This is a genomic window from Saccharothrix sp. NRRL B-16314 (genome assembly GCF_000716595.1).
Classification (GTDB): Bacteria; Actinomycetota; Actinomycetes; order Mycobacteriales; family Pseudonocardiaceae; genus Actinosynnema.
The window spans coordinates 11,853-37,055 of the sequence record NZ_JNXC01000035.1 but is presented as its reverse complement, the minus strand read 5'-3'; the positions used below and the strand labels follow the sequence as shown (position 1 = coordinate 37,055).

Annotated in this window: 30 protein-coding genes; 15 read left to right on the top strand and 15 right to left on the bottom strand. The window is 71.4% G+C overall.

The features are described from left to right. Positions 1-31: 31 nt before the first annotated feature. The 3 genes from OQ02_RS33295 to aroA all read right to left on the bottom strand — a co-directional run bounded on the left by OQ02_RS33295 (position 32) and on the right by aroA (position 2,837). Complete coding sequence (locus OQ02_RS33295; RefSeq protein ID WP_033442625.1) at positions 32-400, bottom strand: VOC family protein; 369 nt, start codon at positions 398-400, stop codon at positions 32-34. A 138-nt stretch (positions 401-538) separates the two neighbouring features. Further along, the gene (rsgA, locus tag OQ02_RS33290; RefSeq protein ID WP_033442624.1) at positions 539-1,549 is read right to left on the bottom strand and encodes a ribosome small subunit-dependent GTPase A; all 1,011 of its coding nucleotides are present in this window, start codon (positions 1,547-1,549) and stop codon (positions 539-541) included. Between the two features lies 1 nt (position 1,550). Next, entirely contained in the window at positions 1,551-2,837 is a 1,287-nt protein-coding gene (gene aroA / locus OQ02_RS33285; protein ID WP_033442623.1) for a 3-phosphoshikimate 1-carboxyvinyltransferase, read from the bottom strand. A 98-nt stretch (positions 2,838-2,935) separates the two neighbouring features. Here aroA and OQ02_RS33280 point away from each other — a divergent pair, with 98 nt between their 5' ends. Both OQ02_RS33280 and OQ02_RS33275 read left to right on the top strand, forming a co-directional pair. Continuing rightward, positions 2,936-3,697, top strand: coding sequence for an SOS response-associated peptidase (locus OQ02_RS33280; protein WP_033442622.1), 762 nt, complete (start codon positions 2,936-2,938; stop codon positions 3,695-3,697). Beyond that, the gene (locus OQ02_RS33275) at positions 3,694-4,308 is read left to right on the top strand and encodes an alpha/beta hydrolase family protein (protein ID WP_033442621.1); all 615 of its coding nucleotides are present in this window, start codon (positions 3,694-3,696) and stop codon (positions 4,306-4,308) included. Before OQ02_RS33280 ends, OQ02_RS33275 begins: the two co-directional genes overlap by 4 nt. Before the next feature lie 30 nt (positions 4,309-4,338). On the opposite strand, the gene ybaK is transcribed toward OQ02_RS33275, so the two are convergent. Further along, entirely contained in the window at positions 4,339-4,815 is a 477-nt protein-coding gene (gene ybaK, locus OQ02_RS33270) for a Cys-tRNA(Pro) deacylase (RefSeq protein WP_033442620.1), read from the bottom strand. A gap of 226 nt (positions 4,816-5,041) precedes the next feature. Between ybaK and OQ02_RS33265 the strand changes: the two genes are divergently transcribed. Together OQ02_RS33265 and rsrA are read left to right on the top strand one after the other, a co-directional pair. Continuing rightward, positions 5,042-5,665: a sigma-70 family RNA polymerase sigma factor gene (locus OQ02_RS33265; protein WP_033442619.1), complete on the top strand. Its 624-nt coding sequence runs from the start codon at positions 5,042-5,044 to the stop codon at positions 5,663-5,665. Continuing rightward, positions 5,665-5,991, top strand: a complete 327-nt coding sequence (gene rsrA, locus OQ02_RS33260) for a mycothiol system anti-sigma-R factor (protein WP_033442618.1) — start codon at positions 5,665-5,667, stop codon at positions 5,989-5,991. The genes OQ02_RS33265 and rsrA overlap by 1 nt, the downstream gene beginning before the upstream one ends. A gap of 122 nt (positions 5,992-6,113) precedes the next feature. On the opposite strand, the gene OQ02_RS47300 is transcribed toward rsrA, so the two are convergent. Further along, positions 6,114-6,188, bottom strand: coding sequence for a 50S ribosomal protein bL37 (locus OQ02_RS47300; RefSeq protein WP_096498094.1), 75 nt, complete (start codon positions 6,186-6,188; stop codon positions 6,114-6,116). Positions 6,189-6,296: 108 nt separating this feature from the next. On the opposite strand from OQ02_RS47300, the gene OQ02_RS33255 reads away from it, so the two are divergent. Next, positions 6,297-6,512, top strand: coding sequence for a biotin/lipoyl-binding carrier protein (locus OQ02_RS33255; RefSeq protein ID WP_156077467.1), 216 nt, complete (start codon positions 6,297-6,299; stop codon positions 6,510-6,512). Further along, a complete protein-coding gene (locus OQ02_RS33250; protein ID WP_033442616.1) occupies positions 6,513-7,991 on the top strand; it encodes a PAS domain-containing sensor histidine kinase in 1,479 nt (492 codons plus the stop codon). A gap of 131 nt (positions 7,992-8,122) precedes the next feature. Here OQ02_RS33250 and OQ02_RS33245 read toward each other — a convergent pair whose 3' ends face one another. Further along, positions 8,123-8,377 (bottom strand): WhiB family transcriptional regulator, encoded by a 255-nt coding sequence (locus tag OQ02_RS33245; protein WP_015104912.1) that lies wholly within the window; start codon positions 8,375-8,377, stop codon positions 8,123-8,125. A 226-nt stretch (positions 8,378-8,603) separates the two neighbouring features. Next, on the bottom strand, positions 8,604-9,548 hold the full coding sequence (locus OQ02_RS33240) for a diacylglycerol/lipid kinase family protein (RefSeq protein WP_033442615.1): 945 nt from the start codon (positions 9,546-9,548) through the stop codon (positions 8,604-8,606). Positions 9,549-9,768: 220 nt separating this feature from the next. On the opposite strand from OQ02_RS33240, the gene OQ02_RS33235 reads away from it, so the two are divergent. The 3 genes from OQ02_RS33235 (at position 9,769) to OQ02_RS33225 (ending at position 12,132) form a co-directional block, all read left to right on the top strand. After that, on the top strand, positions 9,769-10,200 hold the full coding sequence (locus OQ02_RS33235) for a hypothetical protein (RefSeq protein WP_081916118.1): 432 nt from the start codon (positions 9,769-9,771) through the stop codon (positions 10,198-10,200). A 176-nt stretch (positions 10,201-10,376) separates the two neighbouring features. Further along, positions 10,377-11,123 (top strand): S1 family peptidase, encoded by a 747-nt coding sequence (locus OQ02_RS33230; RefSeq protein WP_033442613.1) that lies wholly within the window; start codon positions 10,377-10,379, stop codon positions 11,121-11,123. Between the two features lie 202 nt (positions 11,124-11,325). Continuing rightward, positions 11,326-12,132 carry an SAM-dependent methyltransferase gene (locus OQ02_RS33225; RefSeq protein ID WP_033442612.1) on the top strand — a complete coding sequence of 269 codons (807 nt, stop codon included), beginning with the start codon at positions 11,326-11,328 and terminating at the stop codon, positions 12,130-12,132. Positions 12,133-12,171: 39 nt separating this feature from the next. Here OQ02_RS33225 and OQ02_RS33220 read toward each other — a convergent pair whose 3' ends face one another. Beyond that, positions 12,172-12,633, bottom strand: coding sequence for a MarR family winged helix-turn-helix transcriptional regulator (locus OQ02_RS33220; RefSeq protein WP_033442660.1), 462 nt, complete (start codon positions 12,631-12,633; stop codon positions 12,172-12,174). Between the two features lie 74 nt (positions 12,634-12,707). On the opposite strand from OQ02_RS33220, the gene OQ02_RS33215 reads away from it, so the two are divergent. Then, a complete protein-coding gene (locus OQ02_RS33215) occupies positions 12,708-13,205 on the top strand; it encodes a hypothetical protein (protein ID WP_156077466.1) in 498 nt (165 codons plus the stop codon). On the opposite strand, the gene OQ02_RS33210 is transcribed toward OQ02_RS33215, so the two are convergent. The 4 genes from OQ02_RS33210 to sodN form a co-directional block, all read right to left on the bottom strand. Next, entirely contained in the window at positions 13,180-13,665 is a 486-nt protein-coding gene (locus tag OQ02_RS33210; RefSeq protein ID WP_033442611.1) for a GNAT family N-acetyltransferase, read from the bottom strand. The genes OQ02_RS33215 and OQ02_RS33210 overlap by 26 nt on opposite strands. Next, positions 13,658-14,263 (bottom strand): histidine phosphatase family protein, encoded by a 606-nt coding sequence (locus OQ02_RS33205; RefSeq protein WP_033442610.1) that lies wholly within the window; start codon positions 14,261-14,263, stop codon positions 13,658-13,660. The genes OQ02_RS33210 and OQ02_RS33205 overlap by 8 nt, the downstream gene beginning before the upstream one ends. A gap of 141 nt (positions 14,264-14,404) precedes the next feature. Beyond that, entirely contained in the window at positions 14,405-14,830 is a 426-nt protein-coding gene (locus tag OQ02_RS33195) for a DUF6941 family protein (RefSeq protein WP_051773098.1), read from the bottom strand. Positions 14,831-14,969: 139 nt separating this feature from the next. Beyond that, the gene (gene sodN / locus OQ02_RS33190; RefSeq protein WP_033442608.1) at positions 14,970-15,389 is read right to left on the bottom strand and encodes a superoxide dismutase, Ni; all 420 of its coding nucleotides are present in this window, start codon (positions 15,387-15,389) and stop codon (positions 14,970-14,972) included. A gap of 78 nt (positions 15,390-15,467) precedes the next feature. On the opposite strand from sodN, the gene OQ02_RS33185 reads away from it, so the two are divergent. Continuing rightward, positions 15,468-15,782 (top strand): S24/S26 family peptidase, encoded by a 315-nt coding sequence (locus tag OQ02_RS33185; RefSeq protein ID WP_269321656.1) that lies wholly within the window; start codon positions 15,468-15,470, stop codon positions 15,780-15,782. A gap of 4 nt (positions 15,783-15,786) precedes the next feature. Here the strand turns inward: OQ02_RS33185 and OQ02_RS33180 are convergent, their stop codons facing one another. Next, on the bottom strand, positions 15,787-16,380 hold the full coding sequence (locus tag OQ02_RS33180) for a dTDP-4-dehydrorhamnose 3,5-epimerase family protein (protein ID WP_033442656.1): 594 nt from the start codon (positions 16,378-16,380) through the stop codon (positions 15,787-15,789). Between the two features lie 313 nt (positions 16,381-16,693). Here OQ02_RS33180 and OQ02_RS33175 point away from each other — a divergent pair, with 313 nt between their 5' ends. The 4 genes from OQ02_RS33175 (at position 16,694) to OQ02_RS33160 (ending at position 22,604) form a co-directional block, all read left to right on the top strand. After that, positions 16,694-17,884, top strand: coding sequence for an NAD(P)-dependent malic enzyme (locus OQ02_RS33175; protein WP_051773097.1), 1,191 nt, complete (start codon positions 16,694-16,696; stop codon positions 17,882-17,884). Positions 17,885-18,119: 235 nt separating this feature from the next. After that, positions 18,120-21,308 carry a sensor domain-containing protein gene (locus OQ02_RS33170; protein ID WP_081916117.1) on the top strand — a complete coding sequence of 1,063 codons (3,189 nt, stop codon included), beginning with the start codon at positions 18,120-18,122 and terminating at the stop codon, positions 21,306-21,308. Between the two features lie 52 nt (positions 21,309-21,360). Further along, positions 21,361-21,825, top strand: a complete 465-nt coding sequence (locus OQ02_RS41565; protein WP_051773096.1) for a YbaB/EbfC family nucleoid-associated protein — start codon at positions 21,361-21,363, stop codon at positions 21,823-21,825. Next, positions 21,822-22,604 carry a hypothetical protein gene (locus tag OQ02_RS33160; RefSeq protein ID WP_033442607.1) on the top strand — a complete coding sequence of 261 codons (783 nt, stop codon included), beginning with the start codon at positions 21,822-21,824 and terminating at the stop codon, positions 22,602-22,604. Before OQ02_RS41565 ends, OQ02_RS33160 begins: the two co-directional genes overlap by 4 nt. 1 nt (position 22,605) lies before the next feature. Here OQ02_RS33160 and OQ02_RS45170 read toward each other — a convergent pair whose 3' ends face one another. Both OQ02_RS45170 and OQ02_RS33150 read right to left on the bottom strand, forming a co-directional pair. Next, positions 22,606-23,487 carry a hypothetical protein gene (locus OQ02_RS45170; protein WP_051773095.1) on the bottom strand — a complete coding sequence of 294 codons (882 nt, stop codon included), beginning with the start codon at positions 23,485-23,487 and terminating at the stop codon, positions 22,606-22,608. 150 nt (positions 23,488-23,637) lie between these two features. Then, positions 23,638-25,188 (bottom strand): bis-aminopropyl spermidine synthase family protein, encoded by a 1,551-nt coding sequence (locus tag OQ02_RS33150; RefSeq protein ID WP_033442606.1) that lies wholly within the window; start codon positions 25,186-25,188, stop codon positions 23,638-23,640. Positions 25,189-25,203 lie beyond the last annotated feature (15 nt).

Genomic DNA, 25,203 nt, shown 5'->3' with positions numbered 1-25,203 from the left:
GTGTCCCATGCCGGGTGTCCCATACGGGGTGTCACATGCCGGGCGCCGGCTGCCAGAGCTCGATGCGGTTGCCCTCGGGGTCGACGCACCACCCGAACCGGCCGAACTCGGAGTCCTCCGTCTGCGGCAGCACTTCGACGCCCTGCCCGCGCAGTTGCGCTAACAGCGCGGGCAGGTCGTCCACCCGCAGGTTGATCATCGCGCGCTGGCCCGGCTCGCCGAAGTAGTCGGTGTTGTCGGCGAACAGCGCGAACGACACCGTCTCCGCGTCCGCCGGGTGGAACGTGATCGCGCCGCCGTCGCTCATCGGCACGCCGAGGTGCCGGCGGTACCACTCGGTCAAGCGCTCGGGGTTGCGCGCTCGCAGGAAGACACCGCCGATACCCGTCACCTTCGCCACGGCTGCGCACCGTACTACCGCGTGCCGCCCGCGTGAGCCGCCGACGCGCGTTCCGAGCGTTGAATTCGGGGTACGCGAACGTAGGACTCACGCGTTCTGAACGTAGGACTCACGCGTTCTGAACGTAGGACTCTCGGGTTAGTCGTATTCCTCCAGCTTGCTGCGGGAGGACAGGAGGCGGCGCAGGGAGTCGAGGCGGCCGGGGGAGGCCTCGCCGGTGCGGACGAGTTCGTCGAGCATGCAGTCCGGGTCGTCGGGCGGGCCCTGGTGGCCGCAGCCGGACGGGCACTCCTCGGCCATCGCCCTCATGTCCGGGAACGAGCCGACGATGTCGTCCGGCGTGATGTGCGCGAGCCCGAACGAGCGGATGCCCGGGGTGTCCACCGCCCAGCCACCCTCGGGCAGCGGCAGCGCCACGGTCTGGGTGGACGTGTGCCGGCCCTTGCCCACACCGCTGACCACGCCGACGGCCCGGTGGGCGTCCGGCACCAGCTTGTTCACCAGCGTGGACTTGCCCACCCCCGAGTGCCCGATCAACGCCGACACCCGGTTCACCAGCCGGGAGCGCAGCTCCTCGGGGTCCTCGTCGGACCGCGTCACCACGACCGGCAGGGACAGCTCGGCGTACGCGGCGAGCAGGTCGTCCGGCGGGGCCAGGTCCGACTTCGTCAGGCACAGCAACGGTTCCAGCCCACCCGCGTACGCGGCGACCAGGCAGCGGTCGATGAAACCGCGGCGCGGCTGCGGGTCCGCCAGCGCCGACACGATCACCAGCTGCCCCGCGTTGGCGACGACCACCCGCTCGAACGGGTCGGTGTCGTCCGCCGTCCGCCGCAGCACGCTCCGGCGGTCGTCCACCCGCACGATCCGGGCCAGCGTGTCCGGCTGGCCGGACGTGTCACCGACCAGGCCGACGTCGTCGCCCACCACGACCGGCGTGCGGCCCAGCTCCCGCGCCCGCATGGCGACGACCAACCGTCCCGGGTCACCGTCCATCGCGCACGTCCACCGGCCGCGGTCCACCCCGACGACCATGGCGGGCACCGCGTCCGCGTGCTCGGGCCGGCGCTTGCTGCGCGGCCTGGTCCCCTTGCCCGGCCGCACCCGCACGTCGGACTCGTCCAGCCGCCGCCAGTCGCCGCGTGCCACGTCAGCGCGTCCCGTGCATCGGCGTCCCCAGCATCGTCGCCCACATCCCGGGGAAGTCCGGGATCGTCTTGGTCGTCGACCCGATGTCGTCCACCGACACGCCCTCCACCACCAGTCCGATGATCGCGCCCGCGGTCGCCATGCGGTGGTCGGCGTACGCCCGCCACACCTCACCGCGCAACGGCCGGGGCGTGATGACCAGGCCGTCCTCGGTCTCCTCGGCCTGCCCGCCCACCCGGTTGACCTCGGCGACGAGCGCGGCGATCCGGTCCGTCTCGTGGTGGCGGATGTGCGCGACGCCGCGGATCCGGGTCTGGCCGACGGCGAGCGCCGCCAGGGCCGCCACGGTCGGCGTCAGCTCGCTCTCGTCCCTGAGGTCCACGTCCACGCCGACCAGCTTCTCCGGACCGGACAACGTGAGACCGGCGTCGGTGAGCGCCACCGCGCAACCCATGCGCTCGAAGAGCTCGCGTGCGGCGCCGCCGGGCTGGGTGGTCCGCGCGGGCCAGCCGGGGATGGTCACCTCGCCGCCGGTCACGGCCGCCGCCGCCAGGAACGGCATGGCGTTGGACAGGTCCGGCTCCACGTGCCAGTCGCGGCCCGCGATCGGTCCCGGCTCCACCCGCCACACGTTCGGCGTCGAGTCGTCGACGACGACACCCGCCTCGCGCAGCATCGCCACCGTCATCTCGATGTGCGGCAACGAGGGCACCGGCTTCCCACCGGAGCTGTGGCGGATCGTCACGCCGTTCTCGTAGCGCGCGCCCGACAGCAGCAGCCCGGACACGAACTGGGACGACGCCGACGCGTCGATGGCGACCTCACCGCCGGCCACGCCGCCCTTGCCGTGCAGCGTGAACGGCAGCGAACTGCCTTCCACGTCCGCGCCCAACGCCCGCAGCGCGTCCAGGATCGTGGTCATCGGCCGGGTCCGCGCGTGCGGGTCGCCGTCGAACGTGACGTCGCCGACGGCCAGCGCCGCGGCGGGCGGCAGGAAGCGCATGACGGTGCCCGCCAGCCCGCAGTCGACCTGCGCCGGACCGCGCATCGCACCGGGTGTGACCAGCCACGACCCGTTCGGGCCGTCGGTGAGCCCGATGCCGAGGGACCGGAGCCCGGCGGCCATCAGGGTGGTGTCCCGGCTGCGCAGCGGGGCGTGCACGGTGGACGCGGCGTCGGCCAGCGCGGCCAGCACGAGCGCCCGGTTGGTGATCGACTTTGAACCGGGCACGGGTACCGTCGCGTGGACGGGGCCGTGGGCGGTGGGAGCGGACCACTGCTGAGTCATGGCCCGATGATTCCGCATCGGGTGGTCGACGGGTCGCACCGGGCCTTCCGACGTGCGACGATGGCGGCCCGGACTAGATCGTCAGAGGTGATCAGGTTTTGTGCGGCAGGTACGCCTCCACCAAGAACCCGGCGCTGCTCGCGGCGGAGTTCGACGCGGTGGACGCCACCGAGGGCGTCGTGCCCGGCCCGGACTTCAACGTGGCGCCGACCAAGTCGGTGCCGGCCGTCGTGGAACGCCACCCGCGTGACGACGAGGGCAACCCCGACCCGGACACCACGGAGCGCAGCGTCCGCGTGATGCGCTGGGGCCTCGTCCCGCACTGGGCCAAGGACCTCTCCGGCGGCGCGAAGATGATCAACGCGCGGTCGGAGAGCGTGCTGGAGAAGCCCGCCTACCGCGACTCGGCGGCCAAGCGCCGGTGCATCGTCCCGGCCGCCGGCTGGTACGAGTGGCAGCCGGGGGAGGGCCGCAAGCAGCCGTACTTCATCAACCCCGGTGACGGCTCCAGCCTGGCCATGGCGGGCATCTGGTCGGTGTGGTGGCAGCAGGAGGGCGACGAGCGCAAGCCGATCATCACCTGCGCCGTGCTCACCACCGACGCGATCGGCGAGATGACGTCCGTGCACCACCGGATGCCGCTGGTGCTGCCGAAGGACCGCTGGGCGGCCTGGCTCGACCCGGACAACACCGACCCGAAGGACCTGCTCGCGCCCGACCTGGACCTGGTCGACGCGCTGGAGCTGCGGCCGGTGTCGATGAAGGTCAACAGCGTCCGGAACAACGACCCGTCGCTGATGACCGCGGTCCGCCTGGGCGAGTCCGAGCAGCCGGAGCCCACGTTGTTCGAGCTGTCATGACGAAGCGGGTGGTCGACACCCCGCACGGCCCGGCTCGGGCCGAGATGCACTGCGCCGCCGAAGGCCGGGCCGCGCTGCTGCTCGGTCACGGCGCGGGCGGCGGGATCGCCGCGCCCGACCTGGTGGCGGCGACGAGGGCGGCGGTGGCCGTCGGCGTGCACGTGGCGCTGGTGGAGCAGCCGTACCGGGTGGCCGGCCGTCGTGCGCCCGCGCCCGCCAACCAGCTCGACGCGGCGTGGCTGGCGATCGCGGAAGACCTGGGTTCACGCTGGTTCGACGGCCTGCCGATGGTGTTCGGCGGCCGGTCGTCGGGCGCGCGGGTGGCGTGCCGGACGTCGTCGGAGGGCCAGTCGGTGGCGGTGCTGTGCCTGGCGTTCCCGGTGCACCCGCCGGGCAAGCCGGAGAAGTCCCGGATGCCCGAGCTGGACGGCGTCGAGGTGCCCGTCCTGGTCGTGCAGGGCGAGAACGACCCGTTCGGCCGCCCCGTCCCGGCGCACCACCGCGAAGTCGTGCTGCTGCCCGGCGACCACAACCTCAAGGCCGACCTGGACGGGGTGGGCCGCGCGGTCGGCGAGTGGCTGGACCGCGTGCTGCGCCCGCTCGAAGTGTGAACCAAGGCAGGGGTCCGGGCCGGGTGCGACTCAGGCCGAGATCGGCGCCACCACTGCCTGCGTGAGCCTGACCAGGTCTTCCGGTGCGATCTCGACCTCGAGCCCGCGCCGCCCGGCCGAGCAGTGGATGGTCTCGAAGCCCTCCGCCGACGCGTCCAGCACCAGCGGCAGCCGCTTCTTCTGCCCCAGCGGCGAGATGCCGCCCGCCACGTACCCGGTGGCGCGCTCGGCCGCCGCGACGTCGGCCATCTTCGCCTTCTTCCCGCAGAGGGCGACGGCCAACGCCTTCAGGTCCAGCTGCCCCGTGACCGGCACCACCCCGACCGCGAGCTTGCCGTCCACTTCCGCCACCAGGGTCTTGAACACCCGTTCGGGTGCGATCCCGAGCGCTTCCGCGGCCTCCAGCCCGTACGACTCGTGGCGGGGGTCGTGCTCGTACGCGTGCAGCTCGTGCGCCACCTTCTGCTTCTCCAGCAACGCGGTGGCGGGCGTCCCACGTCCGGCCATGATCGCGCACGATAGTGCAGGACGACGGGCGGGGAATGAGCGGCGCGTTCGTCGCGTTGGTGCCGACGTGGCTACCGAGGTGATGGATCAGCAGGTCGGCAGGCCGGTCAAGGCACGTCCGCCGCGTGGGTCGGCTCCCTGCCGGCCGGGCGACCGCCGCGTATCCTCGACTGCGTCCCAGCCAGTTCAGTCCACCGCGCCGACCAGCGGGTGGGAAGGGAGCGCGGTGCCAGCCACGCGAACGCAGGCCACGCCGACGGACGAGACGACGGCTGAGCGCGCTGCGAGGTTCGAGCGCGACGCGATGCCGATGCTCGACCAGTTGTACTCGGCCGCCCTGCGGATGACCCGCAACCCGGCCGACGCGGAGGATCTGGTCCAGGAGACCTACCTGAAGGCGTACGCGGCTTTCGCGTCCTTCTCGGCCGGCACGAACCTGAAGGCCTGGCTCTACCGCATCCTCACCAACACCTACATCAACGGCTACCGCAAGAAGCAGCGCCAGCCGATCCAGCAGCCGACGGACGAGATCACGGACTGGCAGCTGGCGCAGGCGGAGAGCCACACGTCGACCGGGCTGCGGTCGGCCGAGGTCGAGGCGATGGACCTGCTGCCGGACTCAGACATCAAGGAAGCCTTGCAGCGCCTACCCGAGGAGTTCCGGATCGCGGTCTACCTCGCGGACGTGGAGGGCTTCGCGTACAAGGAGATCGCAGACATCATGGGCACCCCCATCGGCACCGTGATGTCCCGGTTGCACCGGGGCCGCCGGCAGCTTCGCGACCAGCTGGCGGACACCGCGCGGGAGCGCGGGTTCCTGCGCAGCGGTCGGCAGGAGGTGGCGGGCTGATGAGCTGCGGCAAACCACACGAAACGGACTGCTCCGAGGTGCTGGCCGAGGTGTACCTCTTCCTCGACCACGAGTGCGACGAGCGGCGGAAGTCGCTGCTCCAGCACCACCTGGAGGAGTGCCACCCCTGCCTGGAGCAGTACGGCATCGAGGAGCACCTGAAGGCGCTGCTGGCCCGCAAGTGCGGCGGCGAGCACGCGCCCGAGGAGCTGCGGCGGCGGCTGCGGGCCAGGCTCTACCAGACCACGGAGCAGACGACGGTCGAGGTCGAGGTGGAGGTCACGACGACGACCACCACCACGGCGTCCGAGCCGTCGAGCAGCTGACGGTCGAGCAGCTGACGGCGGTCCTTTCGCGGGGGTACCCCTAATGCGAACCCCAGAAAGACCCGGGAAGGTCGAAGGCCCCGGAGCGGGTGCTCCGGGGCCTTCGCACGCCGTGAAGTTGATCAGGCGTTGGGGCGCTTCCCGTGGTTGGCGCCACCCTTCTTGCGGTCGCGGCGCTTGCGGGCACGCTTCGACATGGGGTTCTCCTAGTGCTCGAACTACCTTCGGACAGTGTGTCACGCGGTCACCTGGGCACGGCACGGGGTCTGAATCGTGGTTGGATGAGTCCCGAACGAAGGAGGACCATGGCCGAGGAAATCCGTGCCGAGATCGTCGCGAACGTGGCCCAGATCGCCGTCAAGGAAGGCGATGAGGTCACGCACGAGACCATCCTCGTGTTGCTGGAGAGCATGAAGATGGAGATCCCGGTCCTCCCCGAGGGCGCGGGCCGGATCACTCGCATCGCCGTCTCCCCCGGTGACGTGGTGCAGGAGGGCGACCTCATCGCGGTGGTGGAGTAGCTGTCCACCCTCACCGACCTGCTGGCCGAGCACACCAAGCTCTCCGGCGCCGCCGTCGACCACCTGCAACTGGTGGTCGCGGAGTGGCAGCTGCTGTCGGACCTCAGCTTCGCCGACTTCCTGATGTGGGTGCCGCTGGACGACGCCACGTTCCTGTGCGTCGCCCAGGCCAGGCCGACGACCGCGCCGACGGCGCACCCCGAGGACGTCGTCGGCAGCATGGTCGACGTCGAGGAGCACCCCCAGCTGCGGCGGGCCATCACCGAGTCGCGGATCTGCCGCGAGGAGGACCCGCGCTGGCACCTGGGCGTGCCGGTCCGCCGTGAGGCGATCCCGGTCAAGCGGCACGACGAGGTCATCGCGGTGCTCAGCCGCAACACCAACCTGGCCGTGCCGCGGGTGCCGAGCCCGTTGGAGATCTCGTACCTCGGCAGCGCCGCCGACCTGTGCCAGATGATCTCCGACGGCACGTTCCCGACCACCGAGCCGTCCCCGGACGTGCACACCAGCCCGCGCGTCGGCGACGGCCTGATCAGGCTCGACGCGTCCGGCGCGGTGGTGTTCGCGAGTCCCAACGCGCTGAGCGCCTACCACCGCATGGGCCACGCGTCCGACCTGGTCGGCGTGCACCTGGCGCCGTTGACGAGGTCGCTGATCGGCGACCCGTTCGACGCCACCGAGGTCGCCCAGCGCATCCGGTCGGCCCTCGACGGCCAGCCGAGCATGCGCATCGAGGCCGAATCGCGCCGCGGCGCGGCGGTGCTGTTCAGGGCGCTGCCGCTGCGCCCGCGCGGCAGTGCGGCCGGCGCCCTGGTGCTGTGCCGGGACGTCACGGAGGTCCGCCGGCGGGACCGGGCGCTGATGTCCAAGGACGCGACGATCCGCGAGATCCACCACCGGGTGAAGAACAACCTCCAGACCGTGGCCGCGCTGCTCCGCTTGCAGAGCCGTCGGACCAGCAGCGAGGAGGCGCGCGAGGCGCTGGCCGAGTCGGTGCGCCGGGTCACGTCGATCGCGCTGGTGCACGAGACGCTGTCCATGTCGGTGGACGAGCGGGTGGACCTGGACGACGTGGTGGACAAGGTCATCCCGATGATGTCCGACGTCGCCGCCACCGAGTCGCAGGTCGTGGTGCGCCGCGAGGGGAAGTTCGGCATCGTGCCGGCCGAGCTCGCCACCCCGCTGGTGATGGTGCTGACCGAACTCGTGCAGAACGCGTTCGAGCACGCGTACGCGGCGGGTCAGCGCGGCGAAGTGGTGGTCCACGCCGAGCGCTCGGCGAAGTGGCTGGACGTGGTGATCTCGGACGACGGTCGCGGCCTGCCCCAGGGCTTCTCGCTGGAGCGCACCGACCGGCTCGGCCTCCAGATCGTGCGCACCCTGGTGGAATCCGAACTCAGGGGCTCTTTGAGCTTGCGGCGGAGGCCCCGGGGCGGTACAGAGGCGGTCCTGCGCGTACCGCTCAGAGCCCGGCGTTAGACTGCTACCCGTGCACACGTGACGACCTGTCTCAGCGGTGTCACGTGCGTCATGCGGGAGGGTGTGCAACAAAGCGAAAGGCCCGACACCTGGCACGGTGTCGGGCCTTTCGTCTGTGCTCTGTGTGGCACTCAGGCGTTGCTGCGAGCCCGGGTGCGAGCGTTGCGACGCTTGAGGGCGCGCCGCTCGTCTTCGCTCATCCCGCCCCACACGCCGGCGTCCTGGCCGCTCTCCAGTGCCCACGCGAGGCAGTCGGAGACGACGGGGCAACGGCGGCAGACGGTCTTCGCCTCGGCGATCTGGAGGAGCGCGGGACCACTGTTCCCCACGGGGAAGAACAGCTCGGGGTCCTCGTCGCGGCAGATCGCGCGGTGGCGCCAGTCCATTGGAACTACTCCTCAGCTAGGCGCGCGCGAAAGCGCGCCACTCGTCAGCGGTCGGTTTTGGGGTGCTTGTGAATGCTTTCACGAACGGCCGGGATGTCAAGGGTTTAGCACCAACCCGGTGAGTGAACTCACCCGAAAGATCGACTGGGTTCACGTGGTGGTGTACCCAGTGGAGTCACAGCAGGTCACAACATCGCGGATCGGTACCGGGGCGGTCACACCACGGTCACACAGCCACCGTGAGCGCGCCCGTCACACCTGTGAACTCCACTTCCGTGCAGGTGCCCAGGAGGTCGCCGTCCACCTGGAGGTTGACTGGTTCCGGGCTCGTCACCCGGACGTACTCGACGTCGTCCCTCCGGAGCAGGTTTCCGCCTTTGGGGTTCCCATCCGTCGCCAGAAGATGCGTCACATAGCGAAGAACTGTCGGCAATCCGACTCCGTGCAACGCGAACAGGCCCAGACCGCCGTCGAACGAGGTGCTCGGGTTGAGCCGGATCGCCTTGTCCCGGAGGTACGTCCACGGGTCGGTGTTCGAGACGAACGCCAGCCGCACGTCCTCGAAGGCGGGCTCGTCCGGGATCTTCACGGTGAGCGTGGAACGCCGCCGGCGCTGGCTGAAGTAGCTGGTCAGCGCGGTTTGCGCGTAGAGGGCGGGTGAGGCCTGGCGGCCCTTGGCCCGCTGCTCCTCGACGGCCGCGACCACGTCCGCGTCCCAGCCGACGCCCGCGTTGAAGGTGAACCAGCGGGCGTGGTCCTCCCCGGCGCCGGTCGCCGTCACGTGCCCGAGGCTGACCTTGCGGCTGGTGCCGTGCTCGATGGCCTGGAGCAGGCGGTAGGTGGCCTCGACCGGGTCGCGCGGCAGGCCGAGCGCGCCCGCGAAGACGTTCGCCGACCCGCCGGGCACCACGCCCAGCATCGGCAGGCCGGGCCGCGCACCCTCGCGCAGCACTCCGTTGACGACCTCGTTGACGGTTCCGTCGCCGCCGTGGGCCACGACCAGGTCGTAGTCCTCGACGACCGCACGCGCGGCGGCATCCGCCGCGTGTCCGCGGTAATCCGTCTCGACGATGTCGAGCTTCACATCGCTGGCCAGGGCGTGCGCCAGCACGTCTCGACCGGCAGGCGTGGTCGCCGTCGCCTGCGGGTTGACCACCAGAAGTGCGCGCACCAGTGCAGGGTAAGACAGCGCGTGACCTTGGGCTGGTCACGTGTCACCCGTTAGGAGGGCTCCACCGCACTAAAGTGGTCCACATCTCCTTTCCGCTGACCGCATTGCCGGACGTCTCGACAAGTGCACCCCGACCCGACCGCCGGCTCGCCGAAGACTCCTGTGATCTTCGCCCCTGCGACGGCCGAACGGGACACGCCAACCGGGTGGCCTACGATGCGTGACGAGTACGCACCGTGAGGAAAGGGCCAGCGTGTCGACCCAGGGCAAGGTCCCACCAGCGGTCCGGGCAGCCGGCGCGCTCACCGCGTTGCAGGGTCTCGTCGGGGTGGCTTTCGCGGTCGCGCTGGTGGTGCGGTCGTTCAGCGCGGAGAAGTCCGGCGAGGTGCTCGGCGAGGCCGCCTACTTCGCGGTGCTGTCGGCCGGCGTGCTCGCGGCCGGCGGCGGGCTGGTGCTCGGCAAGCACTGGGGGCGGACGCCCTCGGTCGTCGTGCAGCTCCTCCTGCTGGGTGTCGCCTGGTACATGTACGGGCCGTCCGACCGGCAGCTCTGGGGCTCGCTGCTGGGCGTCTACGTGGTGATCACGCTCGTGCTGCTGTTCACCAACCCCGTGCGCCGCTGGGCGCTGGGCGTGGACGAAGACGACGACTGACCGGGCGTACCGGCAGGGCCATACCGCGGGGGTCATACCGCCCGCCGATAACGCATTCGGTCGCCGACTATCGGCTGGGTGATCGCCGACTAACGGAGGGTGGCCAGCTTCACTCCAACAGGTGACGCTGTGGGTGGTGAATTCACCATCCCTGCGTTCGTTGAGGTGACAACTCCATGCGACTCCATCGCGCCCTGTCCGCATTGGTCGGAGCCACTACCGCAGTGCTGTCGGCGCTCGCGCTGACCGCGCTGGCACCGACGGCCTCCGCCACCGAGTCCGACGTCCAGCCGTACATCATCGGCGGCGGCACGGCGACCAACGCCCCGTGGGCGGCCCGGCTGTTCCGCAACGGCCAGCAGAACTGCTCGGCCACGATCATCGCCCCGACCTGGGTCCTGACCGCCCAGCACTGCGTGGCGAGCTCGGGCACCTACACGTTCCGCATCGGCAGCCTGGACCAGACCACCGGCGGCACGATGGCGACGGCCGTCCAGATCATCCAGCACCCGTCCGCCGACCTGGCGCTGGCGCGGCTCGACCGGTCCGTCGCGGGCACCTACGCGCCGCTCGGCACGACCACCGCCGTGGCCGTCAACCAGACCGTGCAGCTCTACGGCTGGGGCGCCACCTGCACCAACCAGCCCGAGATCAACTGCCAGTCGCGCTACCTGAAGTACGCCAACACCAGGGTGACCTCCGTCAACGGGAGCGACTACCGGGGCGGCATCGCCATCTCGGTGTCCCGGATCGACGGCATCGCGGCCGGCGGCGACTCGGGCGGCCCGATGTTCGCCACCAGCCCGGTCGACGGCCGCCGCTACCAGGTGGGCGTGGCCTCCACGAGCGACCGCTCGTCCCGCTCGAACTACACCGCCGTCACCCGCTACCGCAGCTGGATCGCGTCCTACGCCGGCGTGTGACCCGACTCCCCGGCCGTGGGGGCTCGAACCTCTCCCCTGCGTCGCCCCCTCGGCCGGGGCACCACGCGGTTTGAATCCGGGCCACTCACCAGTCACAATCACCCTGCGTGTTCACACTTGGCGGATGGACACGAACGGAGTAGCCAGATACCGTCTGGCAGGCGTTCGCGCCGCTCCGGGTGCAGGCAGGGTGAGGTGCGCAGTGCAGAACCCCCCGAGGTGGGTGTCGACCAACGGTGATGTCGAACGCCCCAACGTGGCCCGGCTGTACGACTACTACCTGGGCGGGGCGCACAACTTCGCGGTCGACCGCGAGTTCGCCGAGAAGACCATGGAGAAGGTCCCGACGGCCGCGATCGTCCAGCACACCCGCGCGTTCATGCGCCGGGCCGTGCGCCTGTGCGTGGCGCGGGGCATCCGCCAGTTCCTCGACCTCGGCTCCGGCATCCCGACCGCCGGCAACGTGCACGAGGTCGCCCAGCAGGCCGACCCGACGTGCCGCGTGGTGTACGTGGACAACGAGCCCGCGACCGTCGCGCACAGCCGCACCATGCTGCGCGACAACGCCGGCGCCGCCATCGCCGAGGCCGACATCAGGGACGTGGACGCGGTGCTGGCCACCCCCGAGGTGCGCGGCATGCTCGACCTGTCCCGCCCGGTCGCCCTGCTGATGGTCGCGATCCTGCCGTGCATCCGGGACGACGAGCACCCGGTCGAACTGGTCGCCCGCTACCGCGACGCGATCGCCGACGGCAGCCACCTCGTGGTCAGCCACCTCACCGCCGACGAGCAGCCGGACCTGGTGGAGGGGCTGGTCGGCGTGGTCGCCGAGACGAGCACGCCGATCGTGGCCCGGTCGAAGGCGGAGGTCGAGGCGCTGGTCTCCGGGTTCGACCTGGTGGAGCCGGGGCTGGTGCTGGCGACGCGGTGGCGGGGCGAGGCCGAGCCGGCGACCGGCGCGGAGGCCGTCTCCTACGGCGCCGTCGGCGTCAAGCGGTCGAACCGCTGAACCTCCCGCCTGCCCATCGGCTCGCGGTGGTGCGACGGATCACGGTCGTCCGGCGGGCTTGCCCGCCGCGGGCTTTCCGGCGGCGCTGAGCAACCGGGTCTGCTCCTTCAGCACGTCGATCGTCCGCGTCACCCAGTCCGCGATGACCTGCCGCTCCTGCGGGCCGTAGCGCGCGACCACGTCGTCCATCGCCGCCGCCAGACCCGCGAACACCGGTCCGAACGCGCCCGGGACCGCGCTGATCACGACCCGCCTGCGGTCGCCGGGGTCGGGCTCCCGTCGCACCAGGCCCGCGCGTTCCAGCCGGTCGGCCACGCCGGTGATCGCGCCGGGCGTCAGGTTGATCTCCTTCGCCAGCTCGCCCGCCGACATCGGCCCTTTGCTGCCGATGAGCGCGAGCGCGCGCTGGTCGACCGCCGTCACGCCGAGGTGCGCGCCCACGGCCTCGTGGAACGCGACCACCGCGGTGCTCAGCTCACGTCCGAAGTCCCGGCCGTCCATGACGGTCACTTTACCGCGCCCGATATTTCAGTACACTGAACTAAAATGTTTGGTGGCAGAGGGAGTGGGTGGGGATGTCGGAGCTGAGGCTGGCGCTGGAAGTGCCGCGCTGGGCCGGTCGGTTCTACGCGGAGCACTGGCGGTTGATCGTCGGGCTGTCGCTGGTCGCGTCCGTGCAGCGGCTCGTGGTGGTGAACTGGGGCGACGAGGTGCCGGGCGGCGTGGCGCTCGCGTCGGAGGTCGTCGTGGTGGTGGCACGGGTGCTGCTCGTCGTGGCGATCTGGCGGCTGGCGACCCGTGGTGAACGGCTGCGGTGGAAGAACTTCACCGCGTTCACGGCGCGCCACTGGCCCAGCCTGGTGTGGCAGGCCGTGTTCCTGGCGGTGGCGTTCCTGGTCTTCGACCTCGGTGCCGAGCAGGGCGTCGGCGGCCTGCTGCCGGACGCGGCGCGGCAGACCTACCTGGCCGTGCTGCTGTTCGTGAAGAACCCGACCGTGATCGCGTTCACGTTCGTGTGGTGGATCGGCCTGATCCGGCAGACCGCCGTCAGTCGTCCCGCCCCAGTCGGGTGAGGGAGTCGTCGGTGAGGCGGAAGACGGTCCACTCGTCCATCGGGACCGCGCCGAGCGACTTGTAGAAGCCGATCGCCGGCGCGTTCCAGTCGAGCACCCCCCACTCCAGCCGCGCGTAGCCGCGGGCGGTGCACTCCTCGGCCAAGGCCTGCAGGAGCGCCCGGCCGAGTCCGCTGCCGCGCTGCGCAGGCTGGACGTAGAGGTCTTCGAGGTAGATGCCGTGCGTACCGCGCCACGTGGAGAAGTTGAGGAACCACAGCGCCGCGCCGACCACCCGGCCGTCCACTTCGGCCACGTGGCCGAACAGGGCGGGTGACGGGCGGAACAGCGCGTCGTGCAGCTGCTCCGCGGTCAGGTGGCACTCGTGCCGCGCCCGCTCGTACTCGGCCAGTTCCTCGACCAGCCCCACGACGGCGGGCACGTCCTCCTCCCGGACGCGGCGGACTCGAGGATCAGTCAACGTCGACTTCCCAGGCCGGCACGTTCAACCGGCGCACCTGCGGGTCGCCGCGCTCGTCGCCGAGCACCGTGGTGCCCGCCGGGTCGAGTCCGAAGTGGACACCCTCGCTCGGCGGCAGGTTCAGCCAGGTGGCGATCAGCACGCGGCTGAAGTGCCCGTGCCCGACCAGCACCACGTCACCGCTCTGCAACGCGTGCCGGGCGCGGTCCAGCACCTTGGCCGCGCGCGCGTGCACCTCGTCGTGCGTCTCGCCGTTCGGCACGGCGTGCGTCCAGACCGTCCAGCCCGGGTCGGTCTCCCGGATCTGCGGCGTGGTCAGGCCCTCGTAGTCGCCGTAGTTCCACTCGGCCAGCTCTTCGGTCTGCTCGACGTCGTGCAGACCGGCCAGCTCGGCCGTCCGCCAGGCGCGCTGGCGGGGGCTCGTCAGCACCAGCGCGGGTGGCAGGTCGGTCCCGCGCAGCCGGGCCAGCACGGCACCGGCGCGTCGTGCCTGCTGCACGCCTGCCTCGGTCAGCGGGACGTCGGTAAACCCGGTGTGCCGCCCGCTCTCGGACCACTCGGTTTGGCCGTGCCGGAGCAGGTAGACGTGTGAGGTCACGAGCCCGAGCTTACGGAGGCCGCCGTCCGGGCACGGGGCGGGGCACCGATCGCGGCGGACGGGGCGAGCGGTTCGCCGGCGGCACGTCGGTGTGCCCGGACGGGAAGCCGGCGGTCGTCACGGAGCCGAGCGAGGCCCCGGTCAGGCTTCGCCCAGGACCTCGAACGACGTGCCGATGTCGGTCTGGGCGATGCGGAGCCGCCACTCGTACCGGCCGGGCGGCAGCGGCAGCGGGGGGATCGACAGGGCGAGGGCGCCGCCGAGGGGACTGCCGGGCGTGACGCCGGGCGGTCGGCCGACCTCGATCTGGCCTTCCTCGCCCAGCTCCTGCGGACCGTTCGGGGTGGGCAGGTGGATCGGGTGCCCGTCGGAGTCGAGCAGCTTCAGCGAGAAGTCGATCTTCTGGTTGGCCCGGTCCCACGGGATGCGGAACAGGACCGCCACGGCGTGCGGGGACAGCGGTGTCCGGATGGTGCTCCAGCCCGCGCCGAGCATGTGGAGCTTCCCCGAGGGGTCGCTCACCGCCGCGTCGCAGAGGAGCACCTGTGCTTCGACCGGCGAGGCCATCAGGTAGCGCTGCCCGTGCGGACGGTCGAGTGGTCACCGGTAGCTGCCATGTCCTGGTCACGCCTCTCATCGCCATCAGAAAAACGGCGCTGACCAGCCGAAGGTCCTTCCGCTGGTCAGCGCCGGGTAGAACTGGCGGTCAGGCTGCCGCCTTGGTCTCCCAGAAGATCTTGTCGATCTGGGCGATCAGGTCGAGCAGCTCCTGGCCCTTCGCCGGGTCCATGGAACCCTTCGTGCCCGACGCGCCCGCGGCCTTGGTGGCCTTGTTGAACAGGTCGTGCAGCTCCGGGTACTTCTCGAAGTGCGGCGGCTTGAAGTAGTCGGTCCACAGCACCCACAGGTGGTGCTTGACGAGCTCGCTGCGCTGTTCCTTGATCAGCACGGCGCGCTCGCGGAACTCCGGGTCCTCGTTCGCCTGGTACTTCTCCTGAATCGCCTTGACGGACTCGGCCTCGATCCGGGCCTGGGCCGGGTCGTAAACACCGCACGGGAGGTCGCAGTGCGCGGTGGCCTCCAGGAGCGGGCGGCGGAGTGAACGGATGCGCGACAGAAGTCGCATCTTTCCTCCCTGACAGTGGATGCTCCGACGTGACGAACCCTACTCCGGGGCCTCGGCGCGAGCAGGTGGAGGTGATCGTTGGCACGGCCGGAAGGCAACCCGTTGCCGCTGGTTCGGGTGGTCGGACCGTCCATGGTCCCGACGCTCCGGACCGGGGACGTCGTCCTCGTCCGCTACGGGACCGCGCCACGTCCGAACGATCTTGTGCTGGTCAGGTGGCCGGCGCGCCCCGCTCAGCTGTCGGTCAAGCGCGCCGTCCGGCGTGATGGCGAGGGCTGGCACGTGGAGGGCGACAACCCGTTCGCCTCCACCGACTCCCGCACGCTGGGCCCCGCCGAAGTGGTGGGCGTGGTCCGGTTCCGCCTCTGGCCACGCCCGCGCCGCCTTCGCTAGGGCTCTAGTGCCGCAGCTTCTCGTACCAGGCCACGCAGTCGTCGTACGACGGCAGCAGCCCGGCGTCGCGCGCCTCCTCCAACGTCGGCGCGGCGGTGTCCTTGGGCGACAGCAGCGGCGTCACGTCGGCCGGCCACGGCAGGCCCAGCGACAGCGGGTGCACGGCCCGCTCGGCCTTCGGGTTGAACCCCTCCGAGCACATGTACGCCGTGATGGTGCCGTCCTCCAACGCCATCAGCGCGTGGCCCAGCCCCTCGGCCAGGTACATCGAGTTGAACCGGTCCGACGACAGCTCGACCGCGTCCCACTCGCCGAACGTCGGCGACCCCACGCGCAGGTCCACCACGACGTCCAGCAGCCGCCCCCGCGGGCAGTGCACGTACTTCGCCTGTCCGGGTGGCGTGTCGGCGAAGTGCACGCCGCGCACCACACCCCGGCGGGACTCGCTGTGGTTGGTCTGCGCGACCCGGAGCGGATGACCGACGGCTTCCAGGAACGCGGTTTCCTGGAACGGTGCGACGAACAGACCGCGGTCGTCGGGGAACACCGAAGGGATGAACTCGAATGCGCCGGAAATTTTCAGCTCGCGTACCTGCATGGCGAACACCCTAGAACGCGCCGGCTCTGGACCGATCCTGCCTGCGGAAACTGACCGGTCGGTCCAGAAAACCGGACGTACGTTCTGCGAAACTGCCTCTGACCTGCGGAAAAACTGTGATCCCCGCCGCAGACAGCCGTCCCCGTCGCTGCCATAGTGGCCCGCACACCACTCCCAGGACCGTCCCGCAGACCGCGTGGACGAGTCCGCTTCAGGCCCCGTCGACCCGCGTGACAACGCCGGTCCCGGTGCGCCGCAGGTATCGCGCACCGCAGGAGGGACTTCCGTGACCGCATTGAACGACCCACTCCGGATGGATCACAAACCGGTGAATTCGACGCAGACGTCCACCGAATTGACCGACGAAGAGATCTTCCGCGCGCACGAGGGCGGCAAGCTCGCCATCGGCGCGACCGCCTCGCTGGCCGACCCGCGCGCCCTGGCCATCGCCTACACCCCCGGTGTGGCGAGGGTCAGCCGCGCCATCGCGGAGGACCCGGGTCTCGCCGCCAAGTACACGTGGGCGCACCGGCTGGTCGCGGTGGTCAGCGACGGCACCGCCGTGCTCGGCCTCGGCGACATCGGCCCGAGCGCGTCGCTGCCGGTGATGGAGGGCAAGGCGGCGCTGTTCAAGACGTTCGGCGGCCTCGACTCCATCCCGCTGGTGCTGAACACCACGGACGTGGACGAGATCGTGGAGACGCTGGTCCGGCTGCGCCCGTCGTTCGGCGCGGTCAACCTGGAGGACGTCGCCGCGCCGCGCTGCTTCGAGCTGGAGGCCCGGCTCATCGAGGCCCTGGACGTGCCGGTCATGCACGACGACCAGCACGGCACGGCGGTCGTCGTGCTGGCGGCGCTGCGCGGTGCGAACGCCGTGCTGGGCAAGGACATGGCGAACCAGCGCGTGGTCGTCTCCGGTGCGGGCGCGGCGGGTGTGGCCTGCGCGAAGATCCTGCTGGCCGCGGGCATCGGCGAAGTCACCGTGCTCGACTCGCGCGGCATCGTGCACGTGGGCCGGGACGGGCTGAACCCGGTGAAGGCGCAGCTGGCCGAGGTCACCAACGGCAGCGGCCTGCGCGGCGGCATCACCGAGGCGCTGCGCGGCGCGGACGTCTTCGTCGGCGTCTCCTCGTCGGAGGTGCCCGAAGAGCTGATCGCGAGCATGGCTCGGGATTCGATCGTGTTCGCGCTGTCCAACCCGGACCCCGAGGTGCACCCGGAGGTCGCCGGCAGGCACGCCGCCGTGGTCGCCACCGGCCGGAGCGACTTCCCGAACCAGATCAACAACGTGCTGGCGTTCCCGGGCATCTTCCGGGGTGCGCTGGACGTGGGCGCGAAGAAGATCACCGAGGGCATGAAGCTGGCCGCCGCGGAGGCCATCGCCGCGGTCGCCGCGGACGACCTGGCCGTCGACCGGATCGTGCCGAGCGCCCTTGACCCGCGGGTCGGGCCGGAAGTGGCGGCTGCGGTGGCCTTGGCAGCCCGTCAGGACGGAGTAGCCTGACTCCAGTCGGAGTTGGGAGAGCTCCGGCCGCATCCGCCCGCCTCCGTCGGCAGGCAACGAAACCGCGAACGTGTTGTTTCGTTAGCCCGTTGAGGGGTGGGCGATGACGCTCCGAAGCGATAACGTCCCTCTCCTCGGGTGCATATTGCCCGTGGAGAGGGGCACCCCACCTGGGGTCCGCTATCGGGTGCGGTCGGGCCGGTCATCCCTGCCGTAGACACGGGAAGGTGAGACCGTGCCCAAGCGGGTTGGACGCGCTCCGGTGGTGATCGAGTCTGCGCGTCCGCAGAACGGCGAGGTGGAGCTGGACGGCATCGCACTGCCCGAGGCTCCCTCGCTTCTGTGCGACCCCAAGGGCGTCGTCATGCGGGCGAGCGCCGCTGCGGTGGCGCTGACGAAGGCACGGGCGGCCGACGACCTCGTCGGTCGTTCCCTCGGCGAGCTGCTGCTCGGCACCGACGACGACCTGCGCCTGCACCAGGCCGACGGCTCGCTGCTCCCGGTCCGCGTGGTGCGCACCCAGGTGCCCGGCACCGGGCTGCACGCCGTGCTGCTGGTGGACGTGTCGGACCTGGCGCAGGCGGCCGAGGACCTGCGTGACGAACAACGCAGGTTGCGCACCGTGCAGAACGTCGCCCAGATCGGCTCGTGGGAGTACGACCCGGACACCGGCGTCACGGTGTGGTCCGAGTCGCACTACGAGATGATGGGCGTGCGTCCCGGCGAGGTGGTCCCCGGCGCGCAGGCCGTGCTGGACGTGGTGCACCCCGACGACTACGAGATGGTCGCCAGCTACTGGGCGAACCGCGAACTCGACGGCAACCCGATCGACATCGTCTACCGCATCACCCGCCCGGACGGGCGGCTGCGCTGGATCCGCGGCGTGGCCGAGGCGAAGCTCAGGTCCGACGGCCGGACCCAGTTCATCACCGGCTACATCCGCGACATCACCGACCAGTGGCAGGCCGACCGGGCGCTGGAGACCGAGCGCGCCCGGCTGCTGGAGGCGCAGCGCATCGCGCGCATGGGCAGCTGGAGCTACGAGATCGGGACCGGTGCGGTGCACCGCAGCGAGGTGCTGCTGGAGATGTACGCCCAGATGGGTGTCGTCCCGGACGACGACCTGCTGTGCGGCGTGCACCCGGACGACCGGCCACTGCTGCAGGACCTGCGGCGCAAGCTGCTGGACGCCAAGGACGGCGCGGACGACCACACGTTCGAGGCCGAGGTGCGCAGCGAGACCGGCGATCGCGTCTACGTGTGCCGGGCGCGGGCCGGGTTCGAGGGCGGCAAGATCGGCCGGCTGCACGGCACGATCCAGGACGTCACCGAGGCCCGCGCGCTGGAACGCCAGCTCCGCGACGACCGCCGCCGGCTCGCCGACGCGCAGAAGGCCGCCCAGCTCGGCGTCTGGGAGTGGAACCTCCAGACCGGCGACGTGGTGTGGTCGGACATGCTGACCGACCTGTTCGGCGTGCCGCGCGACGAGAAGACCCGCTACCAGACCTACCTCGACCTCGTGCACCCCGACGACCGCGGCTGGGTGGACGACCTGTGGCAGCAGCTGGCCACCGAGGAGGTGCCGATCCAGCTGGAGCACCGGATCGTGCGCCGTGACGGCAAGACGCGCGTGTTCCGCTCCTACGGCGTCGTGGTCAAGGGCCCGGACGGCCGCCCGCTCGCGGTCGGCACCGCGCAGGACATCACCGAGCAGCGCGCCGCCGAGACCCGGATGAAGCGGTCCAGCCAGCGGTTCACGGACCTGGTGTCGTTGACGCCGGTCGGCATCGGCCTGTTCGACGAGGGCGAGCGGCTGGTCGACGCCAACGACGCCCTGTGCGACCTGCTCGGCATGGACCTGGAGCAGCTGCGCGGCATGACCGCGGGCGCGCTCACCCACCCGGACGACAGCGGCAACCCGCTGCCGTCGATCGACAGCATGTCCGCGCCGGACGCCGAGCGCACGCACAAGATCCCGCAGCGGATACTGGTCCGCCGCGACGGCGTGCAGGTGTACTGCGAGCTGCACATCGCGCTGTCCGTGCAGGACGACGGCCGCCGGTTCTGGCTGATCGTGTTCCAGGACATCACCGAGCGCCGCCGCACCGCCGAGGCGCTGCGCCACCAGGCCACCCACGACGAGCTGACCGGCCTGCCGAACCGGGCGCTGGTCAAGGAGATGCTGGCCGACCTGCTGGAGTCGCCGGAGCGGGCCAAGGTCGCGGTGCTGTTCTGCGACATCGACAACTTCAAGCGGGTCAACGACTCGCTGGGTCACGACGCGGGCGACGAGCTGCTGGTGGCGTTGGCGCGGCGGCTCGAAGGCGGCCTGCCGGAGAGCTGCACGGCGGCCCGCCTGTCCGGTGACGAGTACGTGATCATCTGCGAGAACATCGACCGGGTCGGCGGCGTGGACGCGCTGGCGACCAGGGTCGCCGGGCTGCTGCGCACGGCGGTGCCGGTGCACGGGCAGCTGGTCCGGGTGTCGGCGTCGATCGGCGCGGCCGTGCCGAACGGGTCCCGCGCCACCGGGAACGACCTGCTGCGGTTCGCCGACGCCGCGATGTTCGAGGCGAAGCGGGCCGGCGCGGGCCGGGTGTCGCTGGCGAGCGCGGCGCTGATCGCGTCGGCCGACCGGCAGGTGCACCTGGAGGGGCAGCTGCGGGACGCGTTGGCGCACGACGGGCTCACGCTGCACTTCCAGCCGGTCGTCGGCGTGGACGGCGTGGTGCAGACCGCGGAGGCGCTGGTGCGCTGGCCGCACCCGGACCGCGGCCTGCTGCCGCCGGACGTCTTCCTGCCCGTGGCCGAGCAGGGCGACCTGCTGCGCGAGCTGGACCGGTGGGTGCTGCGGACCGCGTTGAAGGAGGCCTCGACCTGGCCGGAGCCCGGTGGGCACCCGGTGTCGGTCGCGGTGAACCTCGCCGGTCTCGTGCCGGGCGACCCGGAGTTCGTCGACATCGTGGCCAACACGATCGCCGAGGCGGGCATCCCGTGGGACCGGGTGGTGCTGGAGCTGGTGGAGACCGCGCTGGTGGACCTGCCGTCACGGGTGCGCGCCACGATGGACGAGCTGGCGTCGCGGGGCATCCGGTTCGCGGTGGACGACTTCGGCACCGGCTACTCGTCGCTGGCCCGGCTCAAGGACCTGCCGGCGCAGATCATCAAGGTGGACCGCCGGTTCGTCTCCGGGGTGGGCAACGACTCGTCGGACTTCGCGGTGGCGAAGGCGGTGGTCGACATGGCGCGGGCCATGGGGCGCAAGTGCGTGGCGGAGGGCGTGGAGACCGCGACGCAGTTCCACGTGCTGCGCGGTGTCGGCGTGGACGCGTACCAGGGGTGGCTGTTCTCCCGTCCGGTGCCGCCGAAGGAGTTCCGCGCGGTGCTGGCTCTCGGCCCCTTGCACATCCCCCGTGCCGGGTGATCCGCAATACTCCACGATCGGGTGAAGGTCTTGGAGTAGGGGAGACGATCGGGTGGACCCGGCGCGCATGATCGCCGACCTTGAGGCCAAGGCGCGTGACCTGGCCAGGAGGGCGCAGGAGGTGCAGGACGGCATCCGTGCCGCGGAGGCCACGGTGCGCTCGCCCGACGGGTGGGTGACCGCGACGGTCGCGCCCAACGGGGCGTTGCGGGACATCTCGTTCTCGTTGCCGGCCGAAGGCGCGTCCGACGCGGCGCTGGGCGAGGTCGTGATGGCGACCGTGCGGCGGGCGCGGGCCGAGGTGGCGCGGCAGGTGGCGGCGGTGGTGGAACCGGAGTTCGGCGGTACCGCGGCGATGGAGTTCATCACCGGGTTCGAACCCGCGGAACCTCTCGAGCCCGCGGAACCCCCGGCCGCCCCGGTGCAGTCGGTGGACGGGCCGGGTCCGGAGTCGGGGCACGAGCTGCCGCGCAGCCTGTGGTGCCCGGTGGAAGCCGGCGGGCCGTCGCAGCTGTGAGCGGGATCGAGGCGAGGCCGCGTGCGACGGCGGACGAGCGGCGGGGGTTGATCGTCGACGGGTTGTGCGGTGTCGAGCCGGACGCCTTCGGGTTGTTGGCCCGGTTCTTCGCCGAGGGCTCGTCCGACCTGACCGCCCGCGTTGCCGAGGACATCCGCCGTCCCGCGTCGGCGGGCGTGCCACCACCGGCGGACGGGACGGCGCGGGAGGCCGACGAGCCCTGGGCGCCGGACCCCGACCTGGCACTGGCGTCCGCGTGGCTGGACACGCTGGGCCTGGCGCTCGACCCGTTGACGTCGTTGGCGGGGATCGGGTGGTTGGTCGAGCACGTCCGGTTCCTGGCCGCGCCGCTCGACTGGTTGGCGGGTGACGGCGATCGGATCAAAGACGCGGTGGGCCGGTGGCGCCGGGCGGCCGTCGACCTCGACCGCGTCGCCCGCGAGGAAGCCGGAGGGGCGACCGCTGACGACACGCGTGCCGCGAGCCGTCGGTGCGCCGCGGTCGCCGAGCAGCTGTCGACCGCCGGGACGATCACGGCCGCCGTGCGCGGGATGGTGCGGGACCTGATCGGGATGTTCGTGTCGGAGGTGGTCCGCAACGCCGCCGTCGCGCTGGCCGTGGCGGAGGCGAGCGGCGGTGCGTCGGTGGCCGCGTTCACCGGCTGGGCCGTGGGGCGTGCGGCGGCGGTGCTGGAACGGATCACCGGTCAGGTCATGCGGCTGCTGCAGGCGTTGACCCGGATCTTGGATCGGTTGGGGGCGTTGGCCGGGTCGCTGTGACTCAGCCCCACTGGCCCTGGACCGGTGGCGGGCCGTACGCCTGGCGCGGTGGCATCTTCGGCTGCGCTCCCCGCATCGCACGGCCCACCGCGGGGAGTGCGGAGATCAGGCCGGCGGCCAGCCACAGCAGCGTCGCGATCGCCGGGGTCACCGCGAGGGAGATCGGGAGGAACGACAGGATCTCGGCGACCACGTGCCCGTAGTGCACGGCGGCCAGCAGCGACATCACGACCAGCACCCACCGCACGCCCGGCACACGGCACGCGAGCAGCACCGCGAGGATGACCGTCAGCGACGCCTGGACGATCGAGATCGTGAGCGCGGCGTCGAAGCTGCCGAGGAACATGCCGGAGAACGGGAGACCCAGCGCGCCGGCCGCCATGAAGTGCGGCACCCTCCCGCCGCCGGAGATGATCAGCACCGCGACGACCAGGGCGAAGATCCCCAGCAGCAGGTACAGCAGCGCGGCGATGACGGGCAGTGCCTTGTTCGGCGGACCCTGGTGGCCCGGGAACGGCGGTTGGCCGGGGAACGGCGGTTGGCCGGGGTAGGGGGCCTGGCCGGGGTAGGGCTGACCCTGGTGCGGCTGACCGGGGTAGGGCGGCTGACCCGGGAACTGCTGCTGGCCCGGGTACTGCTGACTGGGGTTGGGCTGGCCCGGGTTGGGCTGACCTGGGTACTGCTGACCTGGGTTGGGTTGGCCGGGGTTGGGCTGACCTGGATGTTGCTGACCCGGGTTGGGCTGGCCGGCGTGCGGCTGGCCGGGGTAGGGCTGCTGGGCCGGCTGCGGCTGACCGGGTTGCGGCGGGCCCGGCTGTGGCGGGCCGGGCTGGGGCTGACCGGGCTGTGGCTGCTGCGGCCAGCCGCCGTGGGGTTGGTTCATGCGCGTGCCTCCAGGTTCGACCGCAAGTTACCGCCGTCGGCAGCCCGGACGCCGGGATTTCGCCCGATTCCCGGCGGCCTTCCCCACTGCTGGGACTCCGAACTGCTGGGACACCTAACTGCTGGACACCGAACTGCTGGGACGTCCGAACTACTGGGCCGCGGACGCTCGGATCGCGGGCAGCAGGGCGGTGATCCGGTGCCGGGGCAGGTCGATCAGCCTCGACTCCAGGTCCTCGCCGTCCCCGATCCGCTCCCGCGCCTCCCGCTTGGTCAACGCACCGCGCGTCACGGTCACCAGCGCCTCCCGCCACACGTTCCCCAACTTCCCGTGCGCCCGCATCAGCACCTCCCGCACGGCCAGCCCGCCGACGTCCAACGTCCCCGCCAACACCTGGTCCGCCACCACCACGCAGTGCTTCCCGTCCGGAGTGGACCGGAGGAACCGCAGCGCGAACCTGGTGTCCACCAACGACGTCAGCGCCCGCTGACCGGCCGCCGACGCCACGTCCGGGTGGTTGTTGGGCACCAGCGCCGCCATCCGACCGGGTGAGCACGCCAGCAGGGTCCGCAGCAGCCACGGCCCCGGATCTCCCGACAGGTCCACCGCCAACGACGCGGCGCCCTTGCCGATCGGGTCCGACCACCCCGGCGCACGTGGCTTCGGCGGCGGTGACGACTCCGGTCGGGGCGCGAGGTCCACCAACGCCGCCAACGCCGTCGATCCCGGCCCGGACGACTCCAGCGACTGCGGCCCGTGCGTGTAGATCGCGGTCTTCGAGGACGCCGATGCCGAACGGCGGGACGTGGGGCGGCAGACGTACAGGTCGGCCGCGCTGCCGATCGCCTGCGCACCGTCGAACCGGTGGAACGCGGGCAGGATCGCCTCGAACACCAACCCGAGCCGCTGCAACTCCTGCTGCACCTTCAACCCCAGCGCGGGCGTCCGGTCGCTGAACCCGTAAGCGAGCAGCACCCGCCCGAGTGACAAATCCGCCAGGCACTCGATCGCCCGCGAAGCGAACAGCCCGATGCCCTCCGGCGTGTACGGCGGGTCGCTGAACACGAGGTCCGCCGACTCCAGCAGCGCGGGCGGCAAGCCGAACCGGAAGTCCGCGTGCACCGTCCGCACCGACCACCCGCGTGCTTCGGCGCGCGTCGAGATGTACTCCAGCAGCCGGTCGTCCACGTCCACCACGACGACCTCGACGTCCGGGTTCACCGCGCACACCGCGAGCGACGTCAGGTCGTGGTCGCCCAGGCACAGCAACGTCCGCCCGGCCAGGTCGTACGTCGCGTCCAACCACAGCGCGCGCTTCAACGCCGTTTCCGCCGTCGCCTGCACGTGGTCCAGAGCGGACAGCGGTGGCGGCACGTCCGCGATGTCCGCGAGGATCGACCGCAGCTGCGCGGTGTTCCGGGAGACCAGCGCGTCCACCGGGTCGACCAGGTCCTCACCGGCGCCGAACGCCGCGTAGTCGGCGGCCTTCGCGGGCGCCAGCCGGAACCGGTCGCCGCTGGTCTCCAGGTCGTCGCCGATGGCGGTCAGCAGCTCCTGCACGCTGCGCCGCGGCACGGCGGGGAGGCGGACGAGTTCGGCCAGCGTGTGCCAGTCGCCGGCGAGCAGGTCGAGCACGCGCCGCAGCTTGCGGGCGTGCGCACCGCGTTCGGTCAGGAGGGCGCGTACGGGTTCAGTGGCCACAAACGACGCAGCCTA

Bases quoted from the DNA above. Each gene is read 5' to 3' on its own strand.
- OQ02_RS45170 (WP_051773095.1), bottom strand. From the start codon at position 23,487: ATGAACCAACCCCACGGCGGCTGGCCGCAGCAGCCACAGCCCGGTCAG.
- OQ02_RS33180 (WP_033442656.1), bottom strand. From the start codon at position 16,380: ATGCAGGTACGCGAGCTGAAAATTTCCGGCGCATTCGAGTTCATCCCT.
- ybaK (WP_033442620.1), bottom strand. From the start codon at position 4,815: ATGGCCGGACGTGGGACGCCCGCCACCGCGTTGCTGGAGAAGCAGAAG.
- OQ02_RS33215 (WP_156077466.1), top strand. From the start codon at position 12,708: ATGTCGGAGCTGAGGCTGGCGCTGGAAGTGCCGCGCTGGGCCGGTCGG.
- OQ02_RS33220 (WP_033442660.1), bottom strand. From the start codon at position 12,633: ATGGACGGCCGGGACTTCGGACGTGAGCTGAGCACCGCGGTGGTCGCG.
- rsrA (WP_033442618.1), top strand. From the start codon at position 5,665: ATGAGCTGCGGCAAACCACACGAAACGGACTGCTCCGAGGTGCTGGCC.
- OQ02_RS33175 (WP_051773097.1), top strand. From the start codon at position 16,694: ATGGATCACAAACCGGTGAATTCGACGCAGACGTCCACCGAATTGACC.
- OQ02_RS33195 (WP_051773098.1), bottom strand. From the start codon at position 14,830: ATGGCCTCGCCGGTCGAAGCACAGGTGCTCCTCTGCGACGCGGCGGTG.
- OQ02_RS33230 (WP_033442613.1), top strand. From the start codon at position 10,377: ATGCGACTCCATCGCGCCCTGTCCGCATTGGTCGGAGCCACTACCGCA.
- OQ02_RS33245 (WP_015104912.1), bottom strand. From the start codon at position 8,377: ATGGACTGGCGCCACCGCGCGATCTGCCGCGACGAGGACCCCGAGCTG.
- OQ02_RS33255 (WP_156077467.1), top strand. From the start codon at position 6,297: ATGGCCGAGGAAATCCGTGCCGAGATCGTCGCGAACGTGGCCCAGATC.
- aroA (WP_033442623.1), bottom strand. From the start codon at position 2,837: ATGACTCAGCAGTGGTCCGCTCCCACCGCCCACGGCCCCGTCCACGCG.
- OQ02_RS33275 (WP_033442621.1), top strand. From the start codon at position 3,694: ATGACGAAGCGGGTGGTCGACACCCCGCACGGCCCGGCTCGGGCCGAG.
- sodN (WP_033442608.1), bottom strand. From the start codon at position 15,389: ATGCGACTTCTGTCGCGCATCCGTTCACTCCGCCGCCCGCTCCTGGAG.